The organism is Microcoleus sp. LAD1_D5, assembly GCF_036702115.1.
Classification (GTDB): Bacteria; Cyanobacteriota; Cyanobacteriia; order Cyanobacteriales; family Microcoleaceae; genus Microcoleus.
Window position 1 is genome coordinate 1 of record NZ_JAUBSA010000054.1, and the last position, 22,648, is coordinate 22,648.

The following is a 22,648-nucleotide window of genomic DNA, read 5'->3' on the forward strand; positions in this document are numbered from 1 at the left end:
ATAAGTTAATAGTTGGGATTCAATCCAGTCAAGCAAAACTTTCCATTATATCATAAAATTATTTTGCAAGAGGTCTACTCTATCAATTGAGCTTTGAAGAAAACCCCATCTAAGTGTTTTATTTTTCTTGATGCAAACCTAAGAATGATTAAGGTCGGGTATATGGCTCTACAAATTTTCGACATACTATTAGCGCAGCCAACAGTAGCAGATCAAGCTGCCGGATTGATTGCGACTTTGGGATCGTTTGCTATCTCAGCACTGCTGATCTGGGTAGGTTACAACCTAATGAAGTCAGGAAACCGTAACGAGAAGACTGGTGTTGAGCTTATGGGTTTAAAAATCAACCTGGAGAGTGCGGCAGGAGGGTGTTGTATGTTGTTTGCGGCGCTGATACTGATGAAATTTTACGATCGTTTTTATCCTAAGTGACTGAAGCAGGAGCGCCGATTTATCAAGCGGCTGCTCAACCAATAAATGGGATATGGTTCTTTTTTATACTGCCAGGATACCCATTAAAAAAGTTAAAGCAGCGCTCGTGGTTTGCAAAGGACAATTATGACGAAAAAGATGTTGGTCACTATACCCAGGTTGTTTGGAGGGACACGACAGAAGTTGTTTGCTATTCTTGTCGGAATTGCTGGTGCAAGGTGGCTTACAAATGAAGTAGATAAGAGCCTTTTTAAGGCGGCTGCTATTGAGGCGGCTAAAAAACCAGCAGATATCCATGCTTCACAAAGGATATCAAACACTACATCACCGGAGAAGGCTTTCAAGATAGCACAAGGAATAACCGACTCAACTGCGAGATGCGATCGCTTTGGGGCTAACCCCATAGTCGTATAAAAAAAGAGCGCTCTCTTCCTAGCAACAAGCGATCGCCCCAAAATTTCCTCCTTCACAACAGTAAGCTGTAGCCAAGACGAGCGATCGCCACCGCTTACTCTGAATAAACCTTGAAATTGCGGATCAGTAATTCTTTTCATCCGCCATTCAGCGAAGCATTTGCCAGCCTGTAGTCCAGGACGACACCTACCCAAAAGTTCAGGTTGTTTCCCCCCTTTAGGGCTAGCTAATGCCAGAGCTTTTTTATAGGCTGAAAACTCAACTATGAGTTAGACCCTTTCTTGGGTTGAACCCCGTACAGTAGTTTTATAGAACCCAAATTCAACGAGGTTGGTATGGCAAACGATGTATCTACTGCATACGATTCTGCTTGGGATGACGAAAGTTTTTTCAAAAAGGTAGAAAGCTTGACTGAAGAAAAATATCCCGATTTTTCTAAAACATTAAATATGGCTTTTATTGGAAAAGTTAGCTCCGGTAAAAGTTCATTAATTAATGCTTTTTTAAAGAGAGATCGGGCAGATATTCTCGCAGCAGTCGGTGGGAAGTCAGGAGTTACGACTAAGCTAAAAAAATTCCACTTGGACGATCGTGTCAGACTTATAGATTCACCCGGTCTTGATGATGTTCGTTCTGAAAATAGCCAAGTTACAAAAGAATTTCTAGAAAACATTGATGTAGGAGTATTAGTTGTTACTGGCTCTTCAGATGGAACCCAAAAAAAATACATTGACGATCTTCGCCCAAGCTGTAGTCGTATATTTGTAGTTCTGAACAAGATCGATCAGTGGGATAGGAATACTCCCTCTACTTTAGAAGGTATCAAAGAGCAATGGAAGACGGCTCTTCATATTGACAAAATTTATCCAGTCTGTGCGTTTGGTTACGATCCCGAAACTAAATCTGATGAGCCACTAGATGTACGAGGTGTGGATGAACTTAGAATAGACATAGAGAGTTTTTTGCAGGGACAGGGAAAGAATATTTTACTTGCCCGACATATGACTGAGAAGCAATCCTATGCAATCAAGATAATAGCAAGTGCCTTAGTCGCTGTTTCAAGTCAAGTTTTTCTCCCAGGCAGTGCAGCTTTTATTCTAGCAACCCAGGTTTCTGCAATTGCTTCGCTTTACTATCTTTACAATGGCAAAGCACTTGCTCCTAAAGCTGCTATTTCGTTGCTACCTTCTTTTGCAAGTGAGGCAATTTATTCTAATGTTTTTCTGTTCGTACAGTCATTCATACCTCCCACAGGAGTGATCGATATCCCCGCCGCTATTGCTGCTATAACTACTACAGTTTCAATGCTAGCTACTGTGAATCATTTCTTGGCAACAGGAGCTCAACTTGAAGAAAAGCAGCGTCTTCAAGAGGCATTCAGAACATACAAAAAACAAGCGACTCAAGAAGTTTTCTTCAAAATCGAGCTTGAAAAGTTAAAGAATCCTGACTATATACGAGAGACAGTTAAAAGATTCATCATAGGTCAGGCAATCGCTTAAATTAGAGTGTAATTAACCTGGCTTGCCAGAGGTACTTCATGAGTAGTATCTAGGACTTACGCACCCAGACCAAACAGGAACGAGACCATGAGGTTTTCAGGCATCTCTCTCGGCCAGGAGTAGGTCTCAAACCCTTGAAACTTCGTTTTGGTGAGTAAGTCCTAGCATCTTATAAGTAGGTAGGCAAGATTAAACCGAATAATGTAACACTATGTAAACAGGTTTAAGTTAGCCAGTAGAGAGCATTTGGAGACTTGGCCCTCGTTTACATAGAGGCGTTTTTTGGCGCCGACTTACTTAGTTTACTTGCCGATCAGTTTAACAATAACGCCAATGCAATGCGATCGCCAAGGTACAACAGAAGCCTCGTATAAACAAAGGGCGATCGCCCTCCAAGACGCGATCGCGCGGAGTTAAGAAAGCGGCCGATATTATCGAACACGTTGTATTGACTCGAAAGCCGGTCTTCGCTGAGAAATAGCTGCAGACTGTGGTATGATTTTGTGCTTTAACTGAAACCACAACCCCTAGACAAACCATAACTAAAGCAGTAGCCCGAATTTTCAACTGTTTGAGTATCATACTTAAGCAGTCGATATTCAGTCATTTTAGAGAAGTTTAAAATTGAGACAGTGTTGCTTGTGGGCGATTGCAAGGAAAAAGGCAGCCGTCGATGCGATCGCGGAATTGCCAGCAATGGTTTCAGCAATTAATAACCTCCAGTGAAACCTTGGCGGTTGCTATAATTCCAAATAATCAAATCAGGATTAAGCGTGTCAGCAGCAAACTCTCAACAACAAACGCCTCTATTAGATGCCTTGCGCGATCGCACAAATCATCCGCACGCCCCATTCTACGCCCCCGGACATAAACGCGGACAAGGAATCTCAGGGCCGCTAGTTGACTTATTCGGTGCGGCAGTATTTCGATCGGATTTGCCGGAATTGCCGGAGTTAGACAATCTCTTTAACCCAGAAAGTGCAATTGCCGAAGCTCAATACTTGGCCGCAGCAGCATTTGGAGCCCAATCAACTCGGTTTTTGGCTAACGGTTCGACTGGCGGAATTATCGCCGCTATCTTAGCAACTTGCGGCCCAGGAGATAAAATTATCTTGCCTCGAAATATCCACTCATCGGCGATTTCTGGTTTAATTTTATCCGGTGCAATTCCAATTTTTGTCAATCCAGAGTACAACCCGGATTGGGATATTGCCAACAGCATCACCCCAGAAGCCACAGCCGCAGCATTAGAACAACATCCCGACGCGAAAGCAGTAATGATAGTTTACCCAACCTATCACGGCGTCTGCGGGGATTTGCGGGCGATCGCCCAAATTACCCATCAATACAACATACCGTTATTAGTAGACGAAGCCCACGGCGCGCACTTTAACTTTCATCCAAACTTGCCAGAACCGGCACTATCAGCCGGCGCAGATTTAACAGTACAATCAATCCACAAAACCCTCGGTGCAATGACACAAGCATCGATGCTGCACGTAAAGGGCGATCGCATAGATATCCAAAAATTAAATAGAGCATTGCAGCTAGTACAATCTACCAGTCCGAGTTATATACTATTAGCATCCCTAGACGCAGCCCGCCAACAAATAGCACTCCACGGCAAAGAATTAATGGCGCAAACTTTACAGCTAGCAGAAAAAGCGCGCTCGCACATCAGTCAAATTCCCGGCTTATCAGTTTTAGAACCGTTAAATACACCGGGTTTTGCAGCATTAGACCGCACCAGGCTAACAGTAAAAGTATCAGATTTAGGAATCACAGGATTTGCCGCCGATGAAATTCTGCACTCGGAACTCGCAGTCACCGCAGAACTTCCCATGCCTCAACATCTAACATTTATTATCAGCTTGGGAAATACAGAATCAGATATTGACAATCTAGTTAAAGCTTTTACTCTTTTAAAAGTCACATCTGACAGGATTGTCAATAAGTCTTTGATGGGCGGGCAAGATGCCCACCCCACAATCAAATTCACTCTTTGTGGAACAGGCATCTTGCCTGTTCTTGAAAATCGTGCAACATCTCACTTAGATGGAAGAAGTCAGAAAGAAGACGAGATTCTCTCCTTCCCCCGATTTTCCCCTCCCCCACTCTCCCCCCGCGAGGCCTTCTTTTTCCCAGCGGAAACACTACCTGCAGGCAAAGCAGTCGATCGCCTGTGCGCCGAACTCATCTGTCCCTATCCCCCAGGAATACCAGTCCTGATGCCCGGTGAAATCATTACCCCAGCAGCCGTTGACTACCTGCAACAAATCCTGGCCGCCGGCGGAAAAATCACAGGTTGCAGCGATCCCGGCCTCCAAACTCTCAAGGTTGTGCGACAGTAAATATTAAGGCTTGGGGGAAATAGGGAGAATTTCTACATTCTTCCGCGAGTTCCAACTGCCGTATTGCTTCAATCAAAAATCAAAAATCAAAAATATAACTATGCTTTGGCCCTACGTCACTCCAGGCATCCCGGATGACTTATTTGAACGTTTACCGGGCATTCCCATGAGTAAGCGAGAAGTCCGGCTGCTGTTAATCTCCCACCTGCGGCTGCAAGCAGACTCAGTGGTGTGGGACATCGGTGCAGGTACTGGTACGATCGCCGTAGAAACAGGTTTGCTGTGTCCCAAAGGTCGGATTATTGCCGTCGAAAGGGACGAAGAAGTAGCAAGCTTGATTCGCAGAAATTGCGATCGATTCGATCTCAACAACGTAGAAGTCATAGAAGGCAGTGCCCCGGAATGCCTGGAAAACCTGCCCCAACCCCCCCACCGAGTCTGCATCGAAGGAGGTCGCCCCATTAAAGCCATTCTCCAAGAAGTCTGGCGCTACTTGCAACCCCACGGTAGAGTGGTCGCCACAGCCTCGAATTTAGAGAATCTTTACGCCCTTTCCGAAGGGTTCGCCGAATTGCAAGTCCGCAACATTGAAGTAGTCCAGTCCGCCGTCAACCGCTTGGAGACTCGCGGCCTGAGTCAAACCTTTGCCGCCGTCAATCCCATATTTATTCTCAGCGGCGAAAAGCTGGATTAGAAGTTAGTTGACAGTTGACAGTTGACAGTTGACAGTTGTTATTGGTTATTTGTTACCCATCCCCTTCCAGGGTCTGCCTCCAATGCCCCATGTCCCATGCTTTTAGGCCCTATGCCCATTCCTAAATGTAATTCTTAACCTTTTTTACGTTCAATTAACCTTCATACTTAGAATAAGGGCGACCATAGCTGGATTGACCCCCTGAGTTGAGATTTTGGATCATCGCCAGTTGGGTATTGGGCTTGGCTGTGCAAGGGAGAAAACCGTACCCTAACAATCCTTACATCCTTGCATCCTTGCATCCTTGCGTCGAATGACACCGCCCAAAAACGGATACAAGCCGCCGACAATCGTCGTGAACAACCCAAAATTTTAGACCCTAGTTCAATCTCCCAGATTCATCTGTGGAGTAAATCTAGAATCTCAAATCTCACATCTAAAATCTAAAATCGAATTACCCACCGCCGTCTGCAAGAGAAATTCATTTTATGCCTTGGTCTCGTATCCTGAGTGGAATAGTTGCGATCGCCCTTGCTTTGGGAATGATTATTTTGGGCGGATGGTACTTCACCGTCGGCTTCGGGATCATCGTTTACCTAGGTCAATTGGAATATTTTCAATTAGCCAGGGCTAAAGGCATTGCACCCGCTGCCAAAACTACCTTAGTTGTCAGTCAAGTTCTGCTAATTACGGCGGCCCTTGCACCGCAACTCGTAGATGCGATGTTTCCCCTCGCTGGAACCTTCATCTGTTTTTACCTACTGTTCCAACCTAAATTATCGACGATCGCCGATATTGCCGCTTCAGTTTTAGGATTGTTCTACGGCGGTTATTTGCCCAGCTATTGGGTACGGCTGCGAGTCGGCCTCGATCCAGGCAATCTTGCTACAACCCAACTTTCGCAAGCAGTAGCAAGCAATTTGCCGGTTAACATTTACCCGTCCCCGTCTTGGACAAATTCCAGCCACATATCTTTAGGATTGACTTCGCTGCTGCTGGCTTTCTTCTGCATCTGGGCCGCTGACATTGGGGCTTATTTTGTCGGCAAATTCTTCGGCCGCACTAGCCTGTCCCACATCAGTCCCAAAAAAACCGTTGAAGGTGCCGTATTTGGAGTTTGTGGCAGCATCGCCGTGGCCGTCGCTGGGTCTTGGTATTTACACTGGCCGGAGTGGCCGTATACTGGGGCTGCTTTTGGTCTGTTGATTGGGGTTGCTAGCCTGTTGGGAGATTTAACTGAGTCGATGATGAAGCGAGACGCCGGCGTTAAGGATTCGGGACAGTTGATCCCCGGTCACGGCGGCATTCTCGATCGCACCGACAGTTATGTTTTTACCGCACCGTTAGTCTACTATTTTGTCACTTTACTGTTGCCCGCGATCGACTCTTTTTTAATTAATCGGTAATTGGGAATTGGGAATTGGGCATGGGGAATTGGGCATGGGGAATTGGGCATGGGGCATGGGCTATGTATTCCCAGGATCTGCCGAGGAATCAGGTTAAAGTCAACTGTCAACTGTCAACTAACTAAGGTAAAACTCTAATTCCCCCCCGACAAACAATCTCCCCCGGACTCAAAATCAACTCTTCTATCTCAACTTCCGGCCCAAAATCAATTTTAAAACCATTGAAATCACTGCTCTTTAATTCTCCATCCATTTCAATTTTTGGTGCTTCAAACATCAATTCGCGACTGCTGGCTATCCGCAAACCAGTCCGCAATACAAAAGGAATTTGCCTACCGCCAGCGCGCAAAATTGCAGCCGAAAGCATCAACAAACCCGCCTCAATTGCAATCTGCGAATTTTGCAACTTCAGCGACTGTTCCCTATCTGTCAGTGGCAGCATGGGCAGCAAAAATTCGCTCAAAGCTAAGCCAAGCAAAGGCGCTTTCAGGGACGCATTCAAATCCGCTTGGCTGAGCCTCAAAACGCCTGTCACGGGAACGGATTCCAGGAGGCGCAGGGGTTGGCCTTTGAGAGCTTGACCGAGGTTGATGCGAATGCCACAGCCCTCTATGGCAACTTCAGTTAGGTGTAGTCCTTTATACACAGCACCGCGAGCAGCAGCCGTGACTTTGGGGATCGCACCGCTGAAGATTTGTCGATCGCTCCCCTCAATTTTCACCTTCAACTCGTCCACCTGCTGAACTTGCGATCGCAGCCACAACTGCACCGCCGGAGACAGCACCGCGCTCGCGATCCGGCTGCCTTGACTCGGCGAAGGTTTCTCCCGCTGCTCGCCGAGATTAACAGTCCCACCAGAGCCAGCAGCGCTATCTAAATTGTCAAATTGAAGAGAGTTTCGATCGACAGTCATACACACTTTCAGAATATAAACCTTAATATTCAAGCACAGAAATTTAACTAGAACTTGCACATCTGGCCTCAAAAACCCGATTTCTGCACAGATATACCGCTGTCAACCTGTGATTTGCCGTAGAAACCGGGTTGATGAACTCAAGTCCGATTAATGAAAGAAGCAAGCAGACATCTCGAATCAGCAATGCCAGAAGCAGAAAAATTCTCATCCTTTTCCCCTCGGGATCTCTCCTTAGTTCACGAGTTGTGCGATCCCGATGAAAAATTCGCGATCGAGCGTATAAATTTAACCAGCAGTACGGGATTTATGGTAGTGTTGGTTTAGGGTCAGGTCAAACCCACACCTCTCAAAGCAGCCGCACAGCAACGGTGCAAGCCTGTGCCTACCGCGAGTCTTTTCCTCGTAGTTTTTGCACAACATTCAGGGTCATGCCATCAGGACAATCTGCACTTTTACCGGGCGTGCTGTAATGATTGGTCAGCATTATAATTTATTCCCAACCAGGAATTGAGCCTTAGTAGTAAGGTTAAGCAATTAACCGTGTCGTGTTTCCTCCCCCACCGCTCGCGAGTTGGGGGTTTCCACCCTCCCGTCATGTCTGATGAAAGGCTGCAAAAAATCCTCGCCCAGTGGGGCATTGCCTCTCGCCGTCTTGCAGAACAGATGATTGTAGCTGGACGAGTCCGAGTTAATGGCAATATTGTTCATTTAGGACAAAAAGCGAATCCGGAGCGCGATCTCATCCAAGTCGATGGAGTCCCGGTGAAACCAACGGATCGACCGGCAGAGATCTATATGTTGCTCAACAAACCGGCAGGGGTAGTTTCTACTTGCAGCGATCCCAGAGCCCGATCGACAGTTCTCGACCTGCTGCCGCCCAAATTGCGATCGGGTCAAGGCATCCACCCCGTAGGACGCTTAGATGCAGATTCCACCGGCGCCCTCTTGCTCACCAATGATGGTAAGCTAACATTTTCTTTGACCCATCCACGTCACTCGATCGCCAAAACTTATCAGGTTTGGGTACTTGGCGATCCCCCGGAACCCATACTACAAACGTGGCGTCAGGGCATTGTCTTGTCAGGCAGAAAGACCTTGCCCGCAAAAGTTAGAGTTCTCGATCGCGCGCGAGACCAAACTCTGTTAGAAATCATTCTATCAGAAGGCAGAAACCGACAGATTCGGCGAACAGCCGAACAGTTGGGATATCCCGTGGTGCGCCTGCACCGCACAGCCATCGGCCCGATTCAATTGCAGCGGCCCGGTGCGCCAATATTGCCACCAGGCTGCTGCCGACCCCTAGAAGATGCGGAAATTATTTATTTATGGAATCTAGTCAACCTAACATCAATAAGCGTGCCAGTAAATTCCCCGGAGCACAGCATATGACAAAGAATTTATTGTTTTTATTCTTCAAAACCACTAAGCAGAAACTGCACTCCCAAGAGCCAGAAACAGCTCAGAAGAAGCTAGCGGAAATTGGAACTCAACTCCGTCAGTACCGCGAACAGCAGTCGATTTGTTTGGACAAAGTAGCCGTGGTAACAATGATTCGGCGGAATCTGCTCCAAGCCATCGAGGACGGTCAACTAGACCAACTTCCCGAACCCGTCTACACTCAGGGTTTGATCAAGCGCTACGCTGAAGCAATGGGTTTGGACTCAACTCAGTTTGCTGAATTTTTCCCGATCGAACCGTCCCCCCGATCGAGAACCAAGCTATCCTGGCAAGATGGGCCTCAGTTGCGGCCGATGCACCTGTACCTCTTTTACACATTTCTAATTATCTGTTCTGTCAATGTCTTATCTCAGTTGATGAGCGGTTCTGTTACCGCAAAAAACGGTGCGGGAGCCGAAGAACTAGCCCTTGGGCAGAAAGAACAAGCCCGTTTAGCTGCTGAGGCATCGAGATCCTCAAAAAATCAGAAACCGGATAGTTACACCGCTGTGGAAGCAGCAAGAACCGGTCAAAATTTAAATCAATCTGGCAATAAACCAGTGATGGTTAGCGTCACTTTTAAAGCAGAATCCTGGATGCAGGTTGAAGTTGATGGCAAAACAGAGTTTGAGGGAATTTTGCCGACCGGGACTGTTCGCACGTGGGAAGCTCAAAAGCAATTGGTAGTGGTAGCAGGTAACGCCGGCGGGGTAATGATTGCTGTTAATAACGGACAAGCCGAACAACTCGGAGATCCTGGAGTCGCCAAAGAAGTTGTTTTTAAAGCAAACGAACTCAAGCCTTCAGCACCGCCCAAGAATGAAGGTTGAGTATTAATTGGTAATTGTTAATGGGTAATCGGGAATAGCGGGCAGTCCACAGCTTTTAATTAGAATGTCCGTCTTGATTCACTCATTACCAATTACCAATTACCAATTAACAATTACCCCTTAGATAAATTCCGGTTGCATCGGAATAGTCAAATCCCGTCAACAGTCAACAATCACGGATGAATGGTGCAACCGGAATTGATCTAATTCATCTGCGTTAATCTGTGTTAATCTGCCCTCATCTGCGGTAAAGAAAGATAATTTATCGGGCCGCCGATGACAAGGGATTGACGCTGATTCACGCAGATCAAGAGTAGAGAGATAGGAATAATTCCGATGCTAACAGATTTGATATTACCCATTAACAACTACCAATTACCCCTTACCGACGATCAATGTTTATTAGGAGCGCGGCCGGAGATGTAAGTCATGCTTTTGAGCTGATCGCGCACTTCCCAATTCACAGCTTCGGGCCGATACCGCCAGCCCCAATTTCCCTGTGGTTTCCCCGGAAAATTCATCCGCGCGTCTGTACCCAAACCCAACAAATCTTGAAACGGCACAATTGCCATATTAGCAATAGAAATCCAACCCATGCGGATTAAAGACCAGTGAATTCCTTGGGGATCGATGCAGCCAAAATAACGCAAAACCTCATCTCTTTCGTAGTTTTGCAGTTGATTGAACCAGCCGACAGTCGTGTCGTTGTCGTGGGTGCCGGTGTAGACTACGGAGTTGCGATCGTAATTGAAAGGCAAAAAAGGATCGCCCGGACCAGCGCCAAAAGCAAACTGCAAAATCTTCATTCCTGGAAACTCGTATCGATCGCGCAAAGCTTCCACTTCTGGAGTAATTACCCCTAAATCCTCAGCGATAATCGGCAAGTTGCCAAACTTCTCGTTAATTAGATCCAACAAAGCTGTTCCCGGCGCTTTAATCCACTCTCCCTCGATCGCAGTTTCTTGCCCGCGCTTCACCGCCCAGTAAGCGTCAAATCCTCGAAAGTGGTCGATCCGAGTCACATCTACATAAGAGAAAATCGCTTCAAAACGCTGCACCCACCACTCGAAATTAGTTGCTTGCAACTTCTCCCAATTGTATACCGGGTTCCCCCACAATTGACCTGTATTGCTGAAGTAATCAGGGGGAACTCCCGCCATTAAAGCTGGTTCTCCGCTGGCTTCATCCAAGCAGAATAAGTTGGGATTCGACCACACATCCGCGCTGTCGTGAGCTACATAAATCGGAATGTCACCAATAATTTGAATGTTGCGTTGGTTGGCATAGCGTTTCAACTCCGTCCACTGGCGAAAAAACTCAAACTGGACGTATTTGTAGTAATAAATCTCAGCATTTAGCTGCTGGCGCCACTTTTCTACCGATTCTGGTTCTCGACGGGCAATTTCTGGTTCCCAATTGTTCCAGCTAACACCGCCAAAGTTGTCTTTTAGTGCCATAAAGAAGGCATAATCTTCCAGCCAACTCTCTTTGCTTTCGCAAAAAGCTGAGAAATCTCTTTGCTGAACCGGCGATGCTTTGGCTTTGAAGTTTTCGCAAGCTTTTTTGAGCAAAGACACTTTCAGGGCGATCGCCCCCTCGAAGTCTACATAATCCAACGGAAATTCTGGCAAATTAGCGAAGTCTTCATCTGCGAGCAATTGATCGTTCCGCAGCAGTTCTGGGTTGATCAGCAGCGGATTTCCCGCCATTGCTGAATAGCACGAATAAGGAGAATTGCCGTATCCTGTCGGGCCCAGCGGCAATATCTGCCAGTATTGCTGGTCACTCTCTACTAAAAAGTCAATAAACCGATATGCTTCCATTCCCAAGTCCCCAATGCCAAATCGACTGGGAAAGGATGTGGGGTGAAGTAATATGCCGCTCGATCGGGGAAAAAGCATAATCTATCTAAAGATATAGGAATTTAACATTGACAATTTGACCGATATTCCCTACAAGTTAAACTTCGCAGTTTTGAGGGTAATTGTCAGGGCAAATACTTTTGTGATTGTCTCATATTTTCTGCCAGAACGTGCTTGCAAAATATTTTTATGGCACTCTACTCACAACTCTTTAGTAGAGTCCAAAACATCAAAATCCGGAGTTACACGATCGCCCTGCTTTCACAGCTAGGTTTTTTTACCCAGGCTCGTTTGCTGGAACAAAGTATTTTGGTTGAGCGCACCCGGTTTTTGCTTAATTTTTCAATTTAACTTTTCTTTTGTTTTCGCCCCATCTCTCTGCAGTCGTAAATTGCCCACCAAAAATCAGCCATCACTTAAGCAGAGCCAATGCACAAATCAGCCGGCTGTTTTGTATCTCAAAAAACAGCCGGCTGCGAAATTACCTCAAAAGAGGCTGAGTTTAAGCTTGCTTGTTCAACAATTTCTGCACTTGTTTGAGAGCTATAGCGCCGACGTTGTAAGCAGCCCAGCCGCCCGCCAACAATACGGGCATCAATACTATTAGTATGCGGAAGTCAAAATCCATGAGTTCTCCTCCTAAAGTTTTTTAACAAATTCTCATAATCTATTTGTATCTCATTTTGTCGCTGTTCTCCTGACTCTTTAACCAAATATTGTCACCGAGAAAGTTCCTCAGCCGCAGGCAGCCGGATACGCAGGAGGACATCGCTCCGCAGGAATTGAGATCGAAACTCACTCCTGGGCGGGCGATCGACATTCGCTGCACAAATTATCCCACAATCTGTTTCGCAATCCCTTCCACAACCTGAGTTAGAGGGTCGTTAGGGAAGTGCAGCGCAAACACTCCCTTGCTGGCGAGCAGCATCATCTTGTCGCTGTGTGGCAGTACCCCTGCCACTGGGATCTTGTAAATACTCTCTACTTGCTGCTTCAAATCGTCGAAATCCAGGGATTCTGGGGCTTTGTTGATCGTCATTAAAATCTTAGGAACTTCTAATTTGCGGGCCACATCTACCGTGACAGCCGTTCCCTGAAAATCTTGCTGATCCGGACGCAGAATCAGCAGCAGGATGTCGGAAATGGTGATGCTGAGGAGGGTTTCTTCGTTGAGCCCCGGGTGCGTGTCGATAAATAGGTAGTCTAAGTTCAAAACCTCGATCAGTTCTTGAAAGCCGTCGGTAAGCAGTCCCACATCATAGCCTTCCCGCAAAACTCGCGCTATCTCCCCTGCTTTAATGCTCGAAGGAATCAGGTAGAGGTTGCCGTTACTGGCTAATTTTGGCAGCAGGGAACTCACATTGTAGGCCGTATCCGCGATCGGACACCGGCCCCACAGGTAATCGTTCAGGCAGTGATCCATGTTGCTCTCGCTGAAACCGAACAGCACGTGAATCCCTGGTGATTGAATGTCTGTGTCCACAATGGCGACCCGATTTCCGCCGCGAGCGATAATAGATGCCAGGTTTGCTGTGGTGTTCGATTTGCCAGTTCCGCCCCGGTAAGAGTGGACAGAGATGATTTTGGACATGATCTGCGTATTAGGGTAAGAAACGGCGAGAACCCATTATGATGCAATTCTCGATGATGCAGTCGAGTTGTCTGTCATTCTTCCTTGTCGCCCAAATTCTCCTTATCTGTTAAAATATCAATTTTTTCATCTTTTATGCTCTTTTGTGCGCCCCTGCGCTGCCGCATCTGTTTGGCTTTGGCTTGCAAATCGCTGAACTCGTCATCCGGTTTGGTTTCGGCTGAACTAGCACCGCCGCCCGCATCGATCGCACCCGTTGGTGAGCTGCTTTCCGATTCAGTCACGGGGGCTCGCTGCTTCTGCTGTTTGGCTTTTTCCTGCAACTGAGCTAAGTAGTCGTCTGTCTGACTTTCGGCCTTGGGAAGCTCTGGGGTACTGGCAGTTATTTCTTGGGGTTCGGAAGGTGTTTTTTCAGAGGTTTCTTGTTTGCTAATCCTCAGTTTATCTCTCTTTTGCTGCAATTCTTTAAAGAAATCAGATTCTGTGATTTCTGCGACTTGCTGTTCTTTTTTGGCTTGGTCTATTTCGATTTTGAAGACTTGTTTAACTCGATCGCTAATTGCTTTCCCGTATCCGGCTTTATTAAATCTATCTGCTGATACAATGCTACCGCCAGTTAAGATTAATGCTAAGGCTGGCGCTGCCACAGGCACCCACCCTCCCAAGAGAAAAATCCCAAAACTAATCGCGCAGCACCCGGACAGCACTGCTCCGAATGTAACCGTCAACTTCGCTGGGTGAGCCATCCGCGATGCCAAGGTTCCTCCGACAATTGACCATGCCGAAATCCACAGGATTTCTGCCCATTCCGGCCAAAACCAAAACATCGGTCTGTTGTCTAAGACTGCACTCAAAATTTGGCTGACTACTTGTGCGTGTGCCACGATACCAGGCATGAATTGATTTTTTTGTTGCCGCCCACTGTAAGGAGTATAAAATAAATCTTTAACGGTTTCTGTGGTATAACCGATGAGAACTATTTTATCTTTAACTAAATTTGGGTCAACTTTCCCTTCTAAAACATCCGTAATTCTGACTTGGTTTGCGACTTGCCGCCTGGAACGATAATTAATTAATATTTGATATCCCCTGGCATCGACCTTGTTGTATCCTCCGTCATTACTTTCTAGTTGTTTTAATTGGGTTTTCCCCAGCCATAAAGATTGATCTGGTGCAAGTTGAGGAGAGATTTTTTGCCCTTGCAGGTAGCGGAGTGCTAGCTGGAGGTTGAAGGAAGCTAAAACTTGAGAATTGTCATTGCAAAGATGTTTTTGGGCCGAGGAGTAGCCCTCAATTGTCGGCGGTTTCATAAATAATAAAGCCCTGCGGAGTATGCCACCCGGATCGACTCCGAAATCTGCAAATCCCACCCGGTTTTGTGGCAGCCCTGGCGCAGGCGGAGAACCGGGATTGTCCGGGCTTCCGTCGGTGACTAAACATACCCCGATCATTCGATCGCTTTTTTGTAAAATTTGAGTTAATTCCTCGCGCCCGTCTCCTAAAGGTACGTCTCGCAGCACATCTAAACCGATTACGGCTGGCTGCATTTTTTCTAGTTTTTGTAAGATTTCAGCTATTTTGCGATCAGATATCGGCCACTGTTTCAGTTTCTGAATGTCTGCTTCGGTAATCCCCACAACTAGCAAACGCGAGTCTGGCTGTTCTTCGGGACGCCACCTCACCATTTGGTCATAAGCGCTTAATTCTAATGGTTCGAGTATTCCTAGCTGTCGGGCTCCCATCAAGGATAATGTTACTGCCGCGCTGGCAATTAATACAGACTTAGCCAATGCTAGTGATGGTTTATACATTTGACTCCCTTGAGTCACTGCCGATCGAATTTTGTTAGATATTTTACTCATTATCCCAGCATAAAAGTTTGACTCGTTTCTGGAACAGCAGTTGTTTCACATTTCCCGCCTGCTGGAGACTTCCTCCATCTTAGAACACTCGGAAACTCCCACCACTTTGTTACAATAATTTACAGTAGCTGGCGAGCAACTGTATCCAATGATACTTGCGATCTAGGCAACCTGATTTTTCCGACAGAGAATCCACTTGCCGCTCGAATTAATTAATGTTATTGATGATATGTCAAGGTTTAAATTGTGTATCTGCGCCCTCGACTAGCATCTCCAAAATATTTGTCGCCATCAGCGAATGCCTGTGTTTGCAATTATAGTGAAAGGTACAACAAAATGAAACGCTTTCTACATCGGGCTACACTTGCGATCGCCGTATCTGCGATCGCAGCTACCGTACCCAGTTCACTTGCACCAATGCGCGCACAATCCCAGCCGCTTCTGCTGAGTCAAAATGTTAATTTCAAGCCTCCCGACGTAACAGCCCCCGGCAACCGACAAGGAGGAACACATCGCGGCAACAAGCTTTGTCCAGCGGGTTTATCTATTACTCCTTTAGTGCCTCCAACTAATATCGGTTTAACCCTAACAGATTCTCCCACAATTTTTGTCTATATTCCTAACACCTCGCCCGAAATAGAGTTTAATTTGCTCAACGAAAAGGAAGACAAAGTGGTCTACGAAAAAACATTTAAAGTTGACAAATCCGGGATTGTTGGAGTTAGTATTCCGGCTACAGTGGACAACAACAAATCCCTTGAAGTTGGCAAGCGATACGTATGGTCGTTTTCGATGGTTTGCGACCCAGAAGACCGATCTGCTGATTTAGTTGTTAAAGGGTTCGTGCAGCGAATTGAACCGCAGGCAACTCTCAAGAGGGATTTGGCAAATCCCGACCCGATGACTAGGCTCAACGTTTATGCTCAAAATGGGATTTGGTACGAAACTCTCGCTACTTTAGCCCAAATGCGGCGCCAGACACCGGGGGATGTGAAGCTGACAGCCAAGTGGACGCAATTATTGCAGTCCCAAGGACTAGAATCAGTTGCAGCTCAACCACTGGTTGCGCCTCTTTAAATCTCGCTATTTCTTGAAGTTTGGTCGGTCTGCCGATGGCGATGTGAAAATTAACCCATTTACTCGATCGCACCCGGGGTTAAAACTCCGGGTTAACATGAGAGATACGCTCTATAAATATTTATACAAGTTGGTGGAAAAATGAAACGTTTTATACATTTTACTGCATTGGCGATGACTGTATTGGCGATCGCCGTTACTCTCCCCAGTTTGCTTACACCGATGCAGGCTGTGCCTGCACCCATTCTGCTGAGTCAGAATGTTAATTTCAAACCTCCCGATGTAACAGCCCCCGACAACCGACAAGGAGGGACGCATCGAGGCTGTAAGTTACGGGATGGTTTATTCATTACTCCCTTAATACCTGAAAGCAATATTGGCTTAACGCTCACAGAGTCGCCAACATTGTTTGTATATGTTTCTCAACCGGCGGCTCAAGTAGAGTTTATTTTGCTAAACGAAGATGAATCCGAAGTAGTTTATGAAACTACTTTAAAAAATGACAAAGCCGGCATTGTTGGAGTTAGCCTTTCTGAGAAAGACCAGACAAAAAATATTGAGGTTGGTAAGCGATATGTGTGGTCGTTTGCACTAGCCTGCGATCCTCTGGAGCGTTCAGGAGATTATATTGTTAAAGGATGGATGCAGCGAATTGAACCCCAGGCAAATCTCAAGAAGGATTTGGCAAATCCCGACCCTATGGCTAAGGTGATTGCTTATGCTAAGAATGGGATTTGGTACGAGACTCTTGCGACTCTCGCCCAAATGCGGAACCTCGCCCCCGATGATTCGCGACTGACGGCCGAGTGGACGCAATTGTTGCAGTCCCAAGGACTAGAATCGATTGCCGATCAACCGCTAGTTCAGTCTTTTGAATAACGACTCTTGACCAATCACTGCTGAGTGTTTGCATAGTCAATTCTTCAATCCAGTGACCGAAAGCAGCCAGGGTACAAGTCCCCGTCTTTATCCTGGCACAACCAAAAAATAGTATCCGATAACCAGTCCCCGGATTCATCAGTGATATCGCTTTGTTCAATTCTCAAATTCTTCAATTCTTCAATCCAAAATCTAAAATCTAAAATCTAAAATCGATTGATGGCTAATAATTTTCCGACAATTCTAGCTCTTGATTTTGACGGTGTGATTTGTGACGGACTAATCGAATATTTCCAAACCGCTTGGCGTACCTACTGTCAAATCTGGAAACCAGTCGAAACAGTGCCCGATCCAGATTTAGCTTTGAGTTTTTACCGAGTGCGGCCCGCCATTGAAACTGGTTGGGAAATGCCACTGCTGATCCGCGCACTACTGACAGGAATTTCCCCAGAGCAAATTTTGCTAGATTGGCCCAATATAGTACCGTATTTGTTGACCGAGAATAATTTGAAAGCGCAGTCTGTCGGCGCTATGTTAGACGGATTGCGCGATAATTGGATTGCTGAGGATTTATCGGGGTGGCTGTCTTTGCACCGCTTTTATCCAGGGGTTGCCGATCGCTTGCACTCCTTGCAGGAGAGTTCGGTGAAAGTGGCGATCGTCACTACGAAGGAAGGCCGTTTTGTGCGGGAACTTTTGCAGCTAGCAGGCGTACAAATGCCGTCAGAGTTAATTTTTGGCAAGGAATACAACAAGCCTAAGCACCAAATTTTGCGGGAATTTTTGGCCGCGTCTGGCAAAGATTCAACTATTTGGTTTGTGGAAGACAGGTTAAAAACCTTGCTATCGGTGAAGCAGCAGCCGGATTTATCTCAGGTGAGGTTATTTTTGGCTGATTGGGGTTACAATACTTTGCCAGAACGGGAATCTGTGGCTCAAAATCCACCAGTTCAATTGCTTTCTCTGTCGCAGTTTGCCGGAGATTTTGCAGATTGGCTGCCGAGCGACTGTTGAGGTTAGATTTGTTGACGGGTGGGATTTTTTTTCGCTTTTCAGAGTCGAAAAAAATCACAAAATTTTACATCTTTTGTGTTGACTTTTGCGGGGTAGACATGGTATTTTAATATAATGGGATGGTGGCAAAAATATTATTTTTGCCACCATCCCATTATAAGATAAATATAACAGGAAATCCTCAAAAAAGGAAGGCGATCGAAAAAAAAAAATGTGTTTTTTTTTAGACTATTGCAGGTACTCTTGACCTCAAAAACCGGGTTTTTTTACTATTTCTGCGGGCTGGTAGGAAGTATTTTAGTTGATCAAACTGCGTGTATGACAAAAAAACAAGCTTCGGTACCAAAAAATTGAAAAGTATTTTGATAATTTATCAGATTGAAAGCTTTCTAATATTGAGACTTAAAACCCATGCTCGATTTAACTAAAGCAGCCAAGGCAATGCAGGGAATGAGCCAACATTTGAATGTGGAAGCTCACGCAGCTCGCCAGCGTTTGGAAGTGGCTCAGAATTTGCTGGTAAAAGCTGCAGCGGAACAGGAAAAATTGGTGGAATTGCAAGAGAATTGGCGCGATCGCACTTTATTCAATGCTGCCACGCCGATCGAGCCATTGTCCGATCGTACCTACATCACCGCACCCCCCGCAGCCCACACAGTCTTTGCCACAGACGGATCGCAAATTTCCCCCAACCATCACGAAATAGCCTACTGCTACCTGCTAAACGTCGGCACAGTCATGCTGCACTACGGGCAAAGCCGCCACCCAGTTTTAGACAGCGTACCCGAGGTTTTCTACAAACCCGAAGACTTGTACGGTTCGCGACAGTGGGGAATTAGAACCGAAGAATGGATGGGATATCGGCGAGCAGTTTCCGAAGCAATTGCCTTAGCAGAAATGGGCTGCAATTGGGCCAAAGTTAACGACAATAAATTGCCCGCGCCAGCTTTAGCAATGGTAGACGGTTCCCTGATTTATTGGTTTTTGGAACAGTTACCAAGTGAAGCGCGCGATCAAATTTTGCTGCCAATTTTAGAATCTTGGGACAAGTTGCGTTTAGCAGGAATTCCGCTGTTAGGATACTTAAGCGCTTCTCGCAGCACCGAAAGCTTATCTTTTTTACGGTTTGAAGCTTGCACCCACGAAGTACCAGACTGCATGACAAATTGCCCAAATGTCGGATTTGCCGCCACAATTTCTTTCGCCGAAAAAGCACCTTGTCAAGAATTTGAACCATTGCGGGATGCCATATTGTGGGCAACCATCCTGTCACCGGGACAAAGAAGCCCTTTGTGGAAATCCCAAGCTCGAATTTTAGATTTGTATGGTCTTAATTCCGTCTATTTCTGTTACGTTCACGTTGGCACAGAAATTGCTAGAATAGAAGTACCGGAATGGGTAGCACAAGATACAGCACAGCTAGATTTAGCATTCGGAATGATGCTGGCTCAAGTACACAAAGGCGGCGGGTATCCGGTGACGCTAGCAGAAGCTCACAATCAAGCGGTAGTCACGGGGGGCGATCGAAGTCGCTTTTTCGCTTTGTTAGAGCAGCAAATGATTAAAGCAGGCTTAAAAAATGTCGGAATTTCTTATAAGGAAACACGGAAGCGCGGCAGTATTGCTTAAAGTAAGAAGTAAAGTAATCTTGGACGCAGAAACCCGGTGTTTACGGAAATACTGCATCCCGGCATTCAACACAGATAAAAAACCCGGTTGCTGTGGTATTGATTCGTAAGTTATGTAGAGTTAAAATAGAGTTAAAAATGTTATATGCCAATAGAACTAATTATCTTAATTGCTTCCTTACTTGTATCTTGGCTAGTCTTTAATTGGGCTTTTAAAGTGTTGAAAGCCAGCATCGGGACAGCGATTGGTTTAGCAGCAATTGTGCTGGCCATGCAGTTATTGTTTGGTATCGGGCCCAACCAGTTGTTTCAACATATAATTCACTTGCCGGAAACCCTGGGAAAAATGATTTCGGGCAAGTGAGCCGATTTTAGATTTTAGATTTTAGATTTTAGATTTTAGATTCTTTTAGATACCCGACTTCTTGAATAAGTCGGGTATCTGGGTATTCCGAAAATTTTCCCTCTTATCGATAATTCATCCGTGTATCCCTGTCAAAATCCGTGTCGTGCCTTCCTTCAGATATTAACTTCCCAGCATTTGCAAATTGTACAAACTGGCATACAAACCTTCTAGCTGCAACAATTCTTCGTGGCTGCCAGATTCTACTAACTGCCCGCGTTTGAGCACTAAAATACGATCGACATTTCGGATAGTCGATAGCCTGTGGGCAATAATTATCGCCGTTCTGTCCGCCATCAAACGCTCTAGAGCTTCTTGAATTAAAGCTTCCGTCCCCACATCCAAACTGGCAGTTGCCTCGTCTAGAACTAAGATACTGGGATTGCGAATAGCGGCGCGAGCAAACGCTAATAATTGCTTTTGTCCCCCCGAAAGATTGGTTCCCCGTTCCCGCAATTGCGTATCATAACCTTGAGGCAACTGTTCGATTAAACGGGCAACATTTGTCTTTTCTGCTGCTGCTTGAATTTCCTCAATCGAGTAACTTTCTCCCAGGCTGATATTGCTCTTCACGTCACCAGCAAATAAAAAGCCATCTTGGATAATCACGCCTATGTGCCTGCGTAACTCTGCTTGAGGCAAATCCCGAATATCGACATGATTAACCAGAATCCGTCCTCGGCTAGGTTCGTAAAGGCGGCACAGGAGACGGATAATTGAACTTTTGCCCGCACCGGTGGGGCCAACTAATGCTACTTTTTCGCCGGATTTGATGGTGAAATTGAGGTTTTGCAGCACATATTCGTCTTGTTTGTAAGCAAACCACACGTTGTCAAATTGGATTTCTCCCGATTCTGAATTCTGCGATTTGGCATTTTCTCCTCCCCTTAGCAAGGTGGGGTTGGCGGGGGGTGATTGGGGATTTTTAGGCACTAAACGATATTCTGAACTTGCTGGATTTTGATGATTATCTGCCAATTCTCGATCGACCGGAGACAAGTTGTAAGCCGTTGCCTCTGGATGTCCAGTTATCAACAATGGTGAATAACCTGCCCTTCTTCCTTCTTCCTTCTTCCCTCTTCCTTCTTCCTTCTTCCCTCTCCCTTCAAACATCCATGTATCCGTGTCAAAATCCGTGTTGTGCCCTTCCTTCTTCGCGCTAGTTGGATCTTTAATTTCGATCGGTTCGTTGAGAATATCGGTAATGCGCTCGACAGCGGTAAATCCGGCTTGAATTGCAGTAAATTTCTCAGCAAATTGCCGCAGCGGATCGAAGAGACGCTGAGCAAATAAAATGAATGCCGAGAGAGTACCGAAGTTAAGATTACCGGCTAAAACTCTTTGGCCTCCCATCCACAAAACCCCGGCGATCGCCACTAAAGCAATCCATTCTAATGTCGCAGATACGGCTGAGTCGTAAAATATAGTTTTGTCAACTGCTTTAATGTAGCGTTTATTGGTGACACGAAACAATTGTGAATTGAACCTTTCGCGGCGGAATAGCTGCACTACGCCAATACCAGTCAGGTTTTCTTGCAGTTGTGCGTTGAGTTCGGAAAGTTCTTCTCTGGTATTGTAATTGGCTATGCGATATTGGTACTGGAAATAAACTATGACTGCGGTAATTGGTATCATCATCAGCACCAACATTAAAGCTAGTTGCCACTGCATGGTAAACATGAAAATGGCAATTACTAAAATTGAAAATAAATCGCTGACAATGCCGATCGCCCCTGAAGAAAAAACCTCTCCCAAAGCTTCTACATCGCTGGTGAGGCGAGTCATCAGTTTACCGACAGGAGTGCGATCGAAAAATCTCACTGCTAGCGATGTGACGTGGGCGAACAAATCATTTCTAATATCTGTAGTAATTATTTGCCCTACTTTCGTGACTAAATAGCCTTGAACTGATTGCAGTGCTAATCTAAGTGTTATGGTTAGCATGAGCAAAACTGCCAAAATATTCAATGCAGCAGATAAAGGCACTCCCCGCAAGAACTCGTAGGTAGGTTCCGCGCGAATTACCGAAATTGCCTGTCCGATGAGAATCGGTTGAATTGCTCCTGAGACTGCTAGCGGTACTAATAGTGCGATCGAAATAATCAGCAAGCGTTTGCTGCGGGTTGCGTAAGATGCCAACCTCATGAATAACCGCCAGTCTGTTTCCTGGCCGGATTTGTTTTTGGTGTCTGCTACTGGTGAGGAAAGAGTCATTGATGGCAAAAACTGTACAATATATCTAGTTAATAATTGTAACAAAGAGAATCAATATTTGACACCAATATCAGTAACAGGCAAGATGCCTGTTTCACAAAGAGTGTTTTCTTGTAACAGTAGGTTGGGTTGAGGA

The 22,648-nt window shown here is 45.9% G+C and carries 21 protein-coding genes; 14 read left to right on the top strand and 7 right to left on the bottom strand.

From position 1 onward, the window contains the following. Positions 1-93 precede the first annotated feature (93 nt). Positions 94-432, top strand: a complete 339-nt coding sequence (locus QUA70_RS20210) for a hypothetical protein (protein WP_333410644.1) — start codon at positions 94-96, stop codon at positions 430-432. A gap of 92 nt (positions 433-524) precedes the next feature. Here the strand turns inward: QUA70_RS20210 and QUA70_RS20215 are convergent, their stop codons facing one another. Next, entirely contained in the window at positions 525-986 is a 462-nt protein-coding gene (locus QUA70_RS20215; protein ID WP_333349511.1) for a hypothetical protein, read from the bottom strand. Positions 987-1,181: 195 nt separating this feature from the next. On the opposite strand from QUA70_RS20215, the gene QUA70_RS20220 reads away from it, so the two are divergent. From QUA70_RS20220 to QUA70_RS20240, 5 genes are all read left to right on the top strand, one after another. After that, entirely contained in the window at positions 1,182-2,348 is a 1,167-nt protein-coding gene (locus tag QUA70_RS20220) for a GTPase (RefSeq protein ID WP_333349509.1), read from the top strand. Positions 2,349-2,630: 282 nt separating this feature from the next. After that, the gene (locus tag QUA70_RS20225) at positions 2,631-2,765 is read left to right on the top strand and encodes a hypothetical protein (protein WP_333328468.1); all 135 of its coding nucleotides are present in this window, start codon (positions 2,631-2,633) and stop codon (positions 2,763-2,765) included. Positions 2,766-3,121: 356 nt separating this feature from the next. Further along, a complete protein-coding gene (locus QUA70_RS20230; protein ID WP_333349507.1) occupies positions 3,122-4,699 on the top strand; it encodes an aminotransferase class I/II-fold pyridoxal phosphate-dependent enzyme in 1,578 nt (525 codons plus the stop codon). A gap of 100 nt (positions 4,700-4,799) precedes the next feature. Beyond that, positions 4,800-5,393: a precorrin-6Y C5,15-methyltransferase subunit CbiT gene (gene cbiT / locus QUA70_RS20235; protein ID WP_333328475.1), complete on the top strand. Its 594-nt coding sequence runs from the start codon at positions 4,800-4,802 to the stop codon at positions 5,391-5,393. A gap of 488 nt (positions 5,394-5,881) precedes the next feature. Next, on the top strand, positions 5,882-6,799 hold the full coding sequence (locus QUA70_RS20240) for a phosphatidate cytidylyltransferase (RefSeq protein ID WP_333328478.1): 918 nt from the start codon (positions 5,882-5,884) through the stop codon (positions 6,797-6,799). Between the two features lie 121 nt (positions 6,800-6,920). On the opposite strand, the gene QUA70_RS20245 is transcribed toward QUA70_RS20240, so the two are convergent. After that, positions 6,921-7,712: a DUF2993 domain-containing protein gene (locus QUA70_RS20245; protein WP_333349505.1), complete on the bottom strand. Its 792-nt coding sequence runs from the start codon at positions 7,710-7,712 to the stop codon at positions 6,921-6,923. Positions 7,713-7,865: 153 nt separating this feature from the next. Between QUA70_RS20245 and QUA70_RS20250 the strand changes: the two genes are divergently transcribed. The 3 genes from QUA70_RS20250 to QUA70_RS20260 all read left to right on the top strand — a co-directional run bounded on the left by QUA70_RS20250 (position 7,866) and on the right by QUA70_RS20260 (position 9,982). Beyond that, entirely contained in the window at positions 7,866-8,039 is a 174-nt protein-coding gene (locus tag QUA70_RS20250; RefSeq protein ID WP_333349503.1) for a hypothetical protein, read from the top strand. 270 nt (positions 8,040-8,309) lie between these two features. Next, on the top strand, positions 8,310-9,104 hold the full coding sequence (locus QUA70_RS20255; protein ID WP_333328484.1) for a pseudouridine synthase: 795 nt from the start codon (positions 8,310-8,312) through the stop codon (positions 9,102-9,104). Continuing rightward, the gene (locus QUA70_RS20260; RefSeq protein ID WP_333328486.1) at positions 9,101-9,982 is read left to right on the top strand and encodes a RodZ domain-containing protein; all 882 of its coding nucleotides are present in this window, start codon (positions 9,101-9,103) and stop codon (positions 9,980-9,982) included. Before QUA70_RS20255 ends, QUA70_RS20260 begins: the two co-directional genes overlap by 4 nt. 392 nt (positions 9,983-10,374) lie before the next feature. On the opposite strand, the gene malQ is transcribed toward QUA70_RS20260, so the two are convergent. From malQ to QUA70_RS20280, 4 genes are all read right to left on the bottom strand, one after another. Continuing rightward, positions 10,375-11,883, bottom strand: a complete 1,509-nt coding sequence (malQ, locus tag QUA70_RS20265; RefSeq protein WP_333328489.1) for a 4-alpha-glucanotransferase — start codon at positions 11,881-11,883, stop codon at positions 10,375-10,377. Positions 11,884-12,346: 463 nt separating this feature from the next. Beyond that, positions 12,347-12,472, bottom strand: a complete 126-nt coding sequence (locus tag QUA70_RS20270; protein WP_333053037.1) for a photosystem II protein Y — start codon at positions 12,470-12,472, stop codon at positions 12,347-12,349. A 204-nt stretch (positions 12,473-12,676) separates the two neighbouring features. After that, positions 12,677-13,435 (bottom strand): MinD/ParA family protein, encoded by a 759-nt coding sequence (locus QUA70_RS20275; RefSeq protein WP_333328492.1) that lies wholly within the window; start codon positions 13,433-13,435, stop codon positions 12,677-12,679. A gap of 74 nt (positions 13,436-13,509) precedes the next feature. Next, positions 13,510-15,297 (bottom strand): CHASE2 domain-containing protein, encoded by a 1,788-nt coding sequence (locus QUA70_RS20280; RefSeq protein WP_333328495.1) that lies wholly within the window; start codon positions 15,295-15,297, stop codon positions 13,510-13,512. Positions 15,298-15,633: 336 nt separating this feature from the next. On the opposite strand from QUA70_RS20280, the gene QUA70_RS20285 reads away from it, so the two are divergent. From QUA70_RS20285 to QUA70_RS20305, 5 genes are all read left to right on the top strand, one after another. Then, a complete protein-coding gene (locus QUA70_RS20285; RefSeq protein WP_333328498.1) occupies positions 15,634-16,374 on the top strand; it encodes a DUF928 domain-containing protein in 741 nt (246 codons plus the stop codon). Between the two features lie 141 nt (positions 16,375-16,515). After that, positions 16,516-17,253 carry a DUF928 domain-containing protein gene (locus tag QUA70_RS20290; RefSeq protein ID WP_333349501.1) on the top strand — a complete coding sequence of 246 codons (738 nt, stop codon included), beginning with the start codon at positions 16,516-16,518 and terminating at the stop codon, positions 17,251-17,253. A 219-nt stretch (positions 17,254-17,472) separates the two neighbouring features. Then, positions 17,473-18,267, top strand: a complete 795-nt coding sequence (locus tag QUA70_RS20295; RefSeq protein WP_333349499.1) for an HAD hydrolase-like protein — start codon at positions 17,473-17,475, stop codon at positions 18,265-18,267. Between the two features lie 411 nt (positions 18,268-18,678). Further along, entirely contained in the window at positions 18,679-19,896 is a 1,218-nt protein-coding gene (locus QUA70_RS20300) for a DNA double-strand break repair nuclease NurA (protein ID WP_333349497.1), read from the top strand. Positions 19,897-20,040: 144 nt separating this feature from the next. Next, the gene (locus QUA70_RS20305; protein ID WP_242720424.1) at positions 20,041-20,259 is read left to right on the top strand and encodes a hypothetical protein; all 219 of its coding nucleotides are present in this window, start codon (positions 20,041-20,043) and stop codon (positions 20,257-20,259) included. A gap of 162 nt (positions 20,260-20,421) precedes the next feature. Here QUA70_RS20305 and QUA70_RS20310 read toward each other — a convergent pair whose 3' ends face one another. Continuing rightward, entirely contained in the window at positions 20,422-22,512 is a 2,091-nt protein-coding gene (locus tag QUA70_RS20310) for an ABC transporter ATP-binding protein (RefSeq protein WP_333349495.1), read from the bottom strand. Positions 22,513-22,648: the final 136 nt, after the last annotated feature.

What these genes read in the sequence shown, in the direction of transcription:
- QUA70_RS20260 (WP_333328486.1), top strand. Translation starts at nt 9,101, where the DNA reads ATGACAAAGAATTTATTGTTTTTATTCTTCAAAACCACTAAGCAGAAA.
- QUA70_RS20240 (WP_333328478.1), top strand. Translation starts at nt 5,882, where the DNA reads ATGCCTTGGTCTCGTATCCTGAGTGGAATAGTTGCGATCGCCCTTGCT.
- QUA70_RS20250 (WP_333349503.1), top strand. Translation starts at nt 7,866, where the DNA reads ATGAAAGAAGCAAGCAGACATCTCGAATCAGCAATGCCAGAAGCAGAA.
- QUA70_RS20280 (WP_333328495.1), bottom strand. Translation starts at nt 15,297, where the DNA reads ATGAGTAAAATATCTAACAAAATTCGATCGGCAGTGACTCAAGGGAGT.
- QUA70_RS20255 (WP_333328484.1), top strand. Translation starts at nt 8,310, where the DNA reads ATGTCTGATGAAAGGCTGCAAAAAATCCTCGCCCAGTGGGGCATTGCC.
- QUA70_RS20305 (WP_242720424.1), top strand. Translation starts at nt 20,041, where the DNA reads ATGCCAATAGAACTAATTATCTTAATTGCTTCCTTACTTGTATCTTGG.
- QUA70_RS20215 (WP_333349511.1), bottom strand. Translation starts at nt 986, where the DNA reads ATGAAAAGAATTACTGATCCGCAATTTCAAGGTTTATTCAGAGTAAGC.
- QUA70_RS20300 (WP_333349497.1), top strand. Translation starts at nt 18,679, where the DNA reads ATGCTCGATTTAACTAAAGCAGCCAAGGCAATGCAGGGAATGAGCCAA.
- QUA70_RS20285 (WP_333328498.1), top strand. Translation starts at nt 15,634, where the DNA reads ATGAAACGCTTTCTACATCGGGCTACACTTGCGATCGCCGTATCTGCG.
- QUA70_RS20275 (WP_333328492.1), bottom strand. Translation starts at nt 13,435, where the DNA reads ATGTCCAAAATCATCTCTGTCCACTCTTACCGGGGCGGAACTGGCAAA.
- QUA70_RS20290 (WP_333349501.1), top strand. Translation starts at nt 16,516, where the DNA reads ATGAAACGTTTTATACATTTTACTGCATTGGCGATGACTGTATTGGCG.
- QUA70_RS20270 (WP_333053037.1), bottom strand. Translation starts at nt 12,472, where the DNA reads ATGGATTTTGACTTCCGCATACTAATAGTATTGATGCCCGTATTGTTG.
- malQ (WP_333328489.1), bottom strand. Translation starts at nt 11,883, where the DNA reads ATGCTTTTTCCCCGATCGAGCGGCATATTACTTCACCCCACATCCTTT.
- QUA70_RS20220 (WP_333349509.1), top strand. Translation starts at nt 1,182, where the DNA reads ATGGCAAACGATGTATCTACTGCATACGATTCTGCTTGGGATGACGAA.
- QUA70_RS20295 (WP_333349499.1), top strand. Translation starts at nt 17,473, where the DNA reads ATGGCTAATAATTTTCCGACAATTCTAGCTCTTGATTTTGACGGTGTG.
- cbiT (WP_333328475.1), top strand. Translation starts at nt 4,800, where the DNA reads ATGCTTTGGCCCTACGTCACTCCAGGCATCCCGGATGACTTATTTGAA.
- QUA70_RS20245 (WP_333349505.1), bottom strand. Translation starts at nt 7,712, where the DNA reads ATGACTGTCGATCGAAACTCTCTTCAATTTGACAATTTAGATAGCGCT.
- QUA70_RS20310 (WP_333349495.1), bottom strand. Translation starts at nt 22,512, where the DNA reads ATGACTCTTTCCTCACCAGTAGCAGACACCAAAAACAAATCCGGCCAG.